Source organism: Gordonia aichiensis NBRC 108223, from assembly GCF_000332975.1.
Lineage (GTDB): Bacteria > Actinomycetota > Actinomycetes > Mycobacteriales > Mycobacteriaceae > Gordonia > Gordonia aichiensis.
In genome coordinates, this window is record NZ_BANR01000006.1 from 237,419 (window position 1) to 243,520 (window position 6,102).

Annotated in this window: 4 protein-coding genes and 1 pseudogene; 1 reads left to right on the top strand and 4 read right to left on the bottom strand. The window is 66.0% G+C overall.

The window, feature by feature from the left end; genetic code table 11:
- From rpsI to eccCb, 4 genes and pseudogenes are all read right to left on the bottom strand, one after another.
- Entirely contained in the window at positions 1–603 is a 603-nt protein-coding gene (rpsI, locus tag GOACH_RS10170) for a 30S ribosomal protein S9 (RefSeq protein ID WP_005174178.1), read from the bottom strand.
- The gene (gene rplM / locus GOACH_RS10175; protein WP_005174183.1) at positions 600–1,043 is read right to left on the bottom strand and encodes a 50S ribosomal protein L13; all 444 of its coding nucleotides are present in this window, start codon (positions 1,041–1,043) and stop codon (positions 600–602) included. The genes rpsI and rplM overlap by 4 nt, the downstream gene beginning before the upstream one ends.
- Positions 1,044–1,226: 183 nt before the next feature.
- Positions 1,227–2,642, bottom strand: coding sequence for a type VII secretion-associated protein (locus GOACH_RS10180; protein WP_245551866.1), 1,416 nt, complete (start codon positions 2,640–2,642; stop codon positions 1,227–1,229).
- Positions 2,639–5,224: pseudogene (eccCb, locus tag GOACH_RS10185) on the bottom strand (type VII secretion protein EccCb); the annotation flags it as partial. The gene GOACH_RS10180 and the pseudogene eccCb, both read right to left, overlap by 4 nt.
- A 198-nt stretch (positions 5,225–5,422) precedes the next feature.
- On the opposite strand from eccCb, the gene GOACH_RS10190 reads away from it, so the two are divergent.
- A complete protein-coding gene (locus tag GOACH_RS10190) occupies positions 5,423–5,890 on the top strand; it encodes a hypothetical protein (protein WP_005177875.1) in 468 nt (155 codons plus the stop codon).
- Positions 5,891–6,102 lie beyond the last annotated feature (212 nt).

A 6,102-nucleotide genomic window follows, 5' to 3' on the forward strand; every position in this document is an offset into this window, starting at 1 on the left:
TCAGCGCTTGGAGTACTGCGACGCCTTGCGGGCCTTCTTCAGGCCGTACTTCTTGCGCTCGACAGCACGCGGGTCGCGAGTGAGGAAGCCGGCCTTCTTCAGTGCCGGGCGGTCCTCCGGGGTGACCTCGATGAGGGCACGCGCGATCGCGAGACGCAGCGCACCGGCCTGGCCCGAGGGGCCGCCGCCGACGAGCTTGGCGAAGATGTCGAACGACTCGGTGCGCTCGACGGTCACCAGCGGGGCCTTGATGAGCTGCTGGTGAACCTTGTTGGGGAAGTACTCCTCGAGGCTGCGGCCGTTGAGGGTGAACCCGCCCGAACCCGGCATCATGCGCACGCGGACCACGGCCTCCTTGCGGCGGCCGACCGTCTGAATCGGGCGGTCGATGACCACTGGCCCACGATCGAAGGTCGACTCGGCGGCAGCGGGTGCCTCGGTGTCGTAATCGTCTGCGGCCTGCTCGAGCTCGACTGCGGCCTCCACGGCGGCTTCGACAGCACCTTCGGCGGCGGCGGTGTTCTCACCGGCAGCGGCCTGGGCCTCGGCAGCGTTCTCCACTGCGTTCTCGACGGCGTCGTCGCTGATGTTCTCGTTGCTCACTGGGCCACCTGCTTGATCTCGAAGGGGACGGGGCGCTGGGCCGCGTGGGGATGGTTCGGGCCTGCGTACACCTTGAGCTTCGAGGCCATGGCGCGGCCGAGCTTGGTGTGGGGCAGCATTCCCGTGATCGCCTTCTCGACGACCCGCTCGGGGTGCGACTCGAGCAGTTCAGCGGTGGTCTGTACCTTGAGGCCACCCGGATGTCCGGAGTGCCGGTAGTTCAGCTTGCGATCAGCCTTGTTGCTGGTCAGCGCAACCTTCTCGGCGTTGATGATGATGACGAAGTCGCCGCCGTCCATGTGGGGTGCGTAGGTCGGCTTGTGCTTGCCGCGGAGCAGGTTGGCGCTCTGCACGGCCAGCCGGCCGAGCACCACGTCGTTGGCGTCGATGACATGCCACGTGCGGGTGATGTCACCGGCCTTCGGGGTGTAAGTAGGCACAGGTGGTCCTCAACTCTTGTTCGATGGTGCTGGTCAGGAGCGCAGACGGAGGTGATTCCCGGCGACCAGTGGGGACCCGGGGCTCTGCTACCTTGCTCCACGCGGGAGCAAAGGTGTCACGCACCAGCGATCCAGAGTACGCGACGCCGCTGGTCAGGGTCAAAACGCAGGTCGCGGCGACGCTCACCGCCCGATACGCACCGTCGAGACCGCTCGCGCACATTCGACGTCGACCGGTTCACCGGTCGACCCCGCCTGGCACCCGACGCTGACCTGGAGATCGTCGTCGACCAGCACGTACCAGCGGATGGCCGACCCCGACGCCGGCGCCTCGCGGTACGCGATCACCTCGCGGTCCCCGAACCTCGTCGAGGCCGAGAACTCACTCACCACGTCGTCACCGCGCTGACCGATGCGGTTGCGCAGGCTGTTCGCCACCGAGCCGAGGGTCGACGCCGACCGCACGTCGCTCTGCACCAGAAGGATCCGGGAGCCCGTCGACGGATCGGTGAACACACTACGTGTCTGCGCGGCGCCCCGATCGGTCTGATCAGCGGGCTTGGGTGGTGTGCTCTGGTGCCAGCCCGCGGGCACCGACAGCGTCGTCCGTCCGACCGTCGCCTCCCGATACGGCGCCGTCGGCGGTTCCTCGTTCCGCCGCCCGGTCACGTCGAACGCGAAGAGACCGATCGCGAGGAGAACGACGAGGAGCGCGGCAAGGCCTGCGATCGGTAGTCGATTCCGGTGTGCCCATGACTGCTGCTCGGCCGCGTTCCCGGGTAAAGCAGGCGGCGTCTCGGGCAGGGGTGCGATCACCGCGGTCCGCGATCCGTGTCGGCGGACCAGGCCGCGATCGACGGCCACAACACGCCCGGCGACGGTGTAGGCGCAGATCTCCTCGATCGCGGCACGCACCTGTGCCGGGTCGGCCCCGTCGACGAAGACCGCTTCGACCGAGTCGTCGATGAGCGCGACGATCCGCTGCCCGATGCCTGTCTCGGCCGGTCCCCCGGCACCCGCACCGATGGCGTGCACGCGCTCATCGACGGTGTGAGTGATCACGCCGCTGCCGGCGACCTTCCAGCCCGACGACGTGCGAGCCATACGCTGGACGTCCCAGGTCGGCGGTGTCGTGTTCGGGTAGGCGGGTCGGTGCGTCGTCTCGACGATCACGCAGTTGCTCATCACGGTGTCGCTGTGGCTGCGCGCGATGAGGACAGCTCGCGGCACAAGACTGACGGGCACGCGCAAGCAACTCGCCGCGCGTGCGAGCACCCCGCACCGCACCGAACCCCACGTACTGGGGTGTCCGAGCACCACAGGCCGGTCGGGAGCGCCTCGGCCAACGCTGAACAGCATCTCGCGCCACAGCTGGGCTGTCGCGCGCGTCTCTCCTCCCACCGTCACGACGGCCGAGTCGATGGCGTCGAGCAAGACCGTGACGTCGAAACGCCGCTGCTCATCAACGACATTCCCAGACCCACCCGCACCGGCGTCGATGACCACGTCTCCGTAGGCCAGATCGACGACGAGTGGCGTGTCACCGCCGACACGAACTGGCAAGTCCGGCGCTGCGATCACCGGCATCGGCGCGCTCATACGCCAGGCTCGAGAGCCACCTGGATCATCTCCTGCGGCCTGACCCGAGAGACCAGTTCTCCGCGCCCCGGTACGAGCTGCTGCATTCTGGATCGACCGACGATGTACCCCTCGTCGCGGTCCCCGCTCATCAGCAGGACGTCGCTGGAAAGGTCCTTCAGCCGAGCGATCACCGGATCGAACATGGCGCGGCCGACCCCGCCCGACCGTCGTGCGAGCACGATGTGCAGTCCGATATCGCGGGCGTGCGAGGCCATCTCGACCAGCGGCTCGATCGGATGCCGCGCACCCGTCGCCACCATGTCGTAGTCGTCAATGATCACGTAGATGTCTGGTCCAGACCACCAACTGCGGTCTTTGAGTTGCTGCACCGTCAGATTCTCCGGCGGCAGCCGCTCACTGAAGTAGCCCGCGAGCTGGGTCATCATCGATCCCGCGTTCTCGGCCGAGCTCGCATAGCCTGCGAGATGGTCGCCCTCGATGATCCCGAGCATGGTCCGACGGAAGTCGACGAGGACGATCTTGACCTCGTCGGGCGTCGAGCCGCGGACCAGACCGTTGACGATCGTCCTGAGCACATTCGTCTTGCCGTGCTCAACGTCGGAGAACACCATGAAATGGGGCTGGACACCGAAATCGAGGATGACCGGAGCCAACTCGAGTTCGCCGACGCCGATCGCGACCTGGTTGGGCCGCAACGTGATCGACGACGCGGCCACCAGTTCGTCGACGCGCTCACGAGTGATCTCGGTGCCGAGTTTGCGCACCGGCATCGCGTGCCTGTCGGCACCGTAGAGGTTCTGCAGCTTCTCCGCGGCGAGTGCGCCACCGGGGCCGAGCGATTGAGCAGAACAGACGCCGTCGAGTCTCGGCAACGCGATGAGCATGTGCAATTCCTGTGCGGTGAGGCCGCGACCGGGACGATTCTGCGGGACCGACGCGGCCGCCCGCCGCCCCATCATCGAATCGCCCGGGTCGCCGAGGCGCAGTTCTATCCGACTACCCATCAGGTCACGCATGGCGGGCTTGACCTCGGCCCACCTCGATGCGGCGATCACCACGTGGACCCCATACGACAACCCCTGCGACACAAGGGTACTGATCTGCTCATCGAGGAAGTCGAACTCACCGCGGAGAACCCCGATGCCGTCGAAGACGAGAAAGACGTCGCCGTGCCGGTCCTCGCAGAGGGGATCGTCGTCAAGGACTCCGGTGGCGAACCATTGCGCACGTCGCGTCCTGAAATCCTGCATCGACTCAATTCCCAAGCGTGCGAACAACAACTCGCGTCGACGCAGGATCGCCGACACCTCGGCAACCGTGCGGCGCACCGCATCGAGATCACCGCGGGATGCGACCGTGCCGACGTGGGGAATGCCGGCAAGACCTGCCAGGCTCCCGCCACCGAAATCAAGACAGTAGAACTGCACCTGCTCGGGCGTGTGCGTGGCGGCCATCGACAGGACGAGGGTGCGTAGCGTCGTCGACTTACCCGACTGCGGTCCGCCGACAACTGCGACATTGCCTGCGCCACCGGCGAGGTCGAGCACGAGCAGGTCACGACGCTGATCGTAAGGTCGGTCGACGATGCCGACGGCGGCGCCGAGATCGCCCGGCGTCGTGGGGATACCCGCCTGCCACCCGACGAGCGCGTCAACCGTCGGCGACTCGTCGAGCGGAGGCAACCAGACCCCGTGTGCCGCAGGCCCGTGTCCAGCGATCCGTCCGACCAGGGTGTGCAGCAGTGTCGGCGCGCCCATCCCGGCCACGCCGACTCCGAGGCCGTCCTCGCCATTCGAACCGCCCGGCCCATCCACATCGGCGGCCGGAGGCTCCTCCTCGAGCAGCGCCAGGGCGGCATCGAGTACCGAACCCGCTCGCACCGACGACCCTTGCGCCAGCAGCCTCTGCGCCCCACGGCCGTCCGCAGCGGACTCAGCTGTATCGTCACACGGCACCGGCAATGCCGTGAACGGTTTCATCGTGGCGCGTGGACGGTCACTGGCCTCTTCGCCCTCCTCGAGATAGGCGGACGGAGAGTGATAGGGCCCGGACACATACGAGGTGTTGAACCTGATCGGTTCGGCGCTGTCACATTTGAGGTACGCCGAGCCCGGGACGCTCGGCAGGTGGTAGGCGTCCGGCACCCCGAGCACAGACCTCGATTCGTTGGCGGAGAACGTCTTCAGTCCGATGCGGTACGACAGGTGACTGTCGAGCCCGCGCAGCTTGCCCTCTTCAAGGCGCTGCGAAGCCAGCAACAGATGGATGTGCAACGAGCGTCCGAGCCTCCCGATCGCCACGAACAGTTCGGCGAAATCCGGTTTCTGCGAGAGAAGTTCGGAGAACTCGTCAACGATGATGAACAGGGCGGGCATCGGCTCGAGCCGCACTCCCGACGCCCGCGCATGTTCGTACTCGGCCACATTGGCGAAGTTGCCCGCGGCTCGGAGCACCTCCTGGCGGCGGGTCATCTCGCCCGACAGCGCATCCTTCATCCGGTCGACCATCGCCAACTCCTGCTCGAGATTGGTGATGATCGCTGCGACGTGGGGTGCGGCCTCGAGTCCGATAGAGGTAGACCTAGGACACCTATCAAAGCGATAGCGGCCCCGGTGGGTGCTACCAACACCTTCCGAGGCCTGGATACACCGGAGGTCAATTCCGATGCACCGTCATCGCATCTTATCCGCCGACTGCGTCACGATCATCGTGACGCTGGCCCTCTACTTCGTCCCCCTCGCTGTTCTGCGACTCTGCATGGAGCTGGGGTGGCACGCATGAGCCTCACAGTTGTCGCAGTTCGACGCTCGGAACCATCGGATCTGTCCCAGTTCGGCATCACCGTCAAGCAACGCAACGAGTCGCCGACCTACACGGCTGAGGACGGCGTCGTGTGGAAGTCTGCGTGCCTCATCTATGTCTGGGACGACGGGCGGATGACGGTAGTTGTGTTGACGGCGCTCACTGAGCGAGAACTCGGAGTCGTCTACGGACTCGCAGAAGACGTGTTCAGTGCCGGCGTCGCGAAATGCAAATACGAGAAGTGGACGCGGCTGCGGAAGACCAATCGGCGTCGCATCGGCGGGTACCGGGTTCACTACTACGTGCGTGCCGACGACGCTGATCCCCATAAGAAGTGGATGTCGGCGGCGATGGGCGACGAGCCAGAGAAGCTGTTGAGCACGTTGAAGGAGTCGGTTGACACCGAGGTCTCCGAGCAAGACCGGGGCACTGTGCAGCACTGAGGTGCTCAGCACGGGGCTGCTCTTCACCAACAAGTGGATAAGAGCAGACCGACCTGACGACTATGCCGCAACCGTGGGTGTCATGTACACGGTTGGCCCCGCGCGGTGCTCATCACCGCGACTGCATGGCGCATTTCACCACGCAGCCTCCTAACGCCCTGACGGTTCAACCGTTGTGCTCATCCCAACGGTTGCCGGGTTCGACTCCCGGC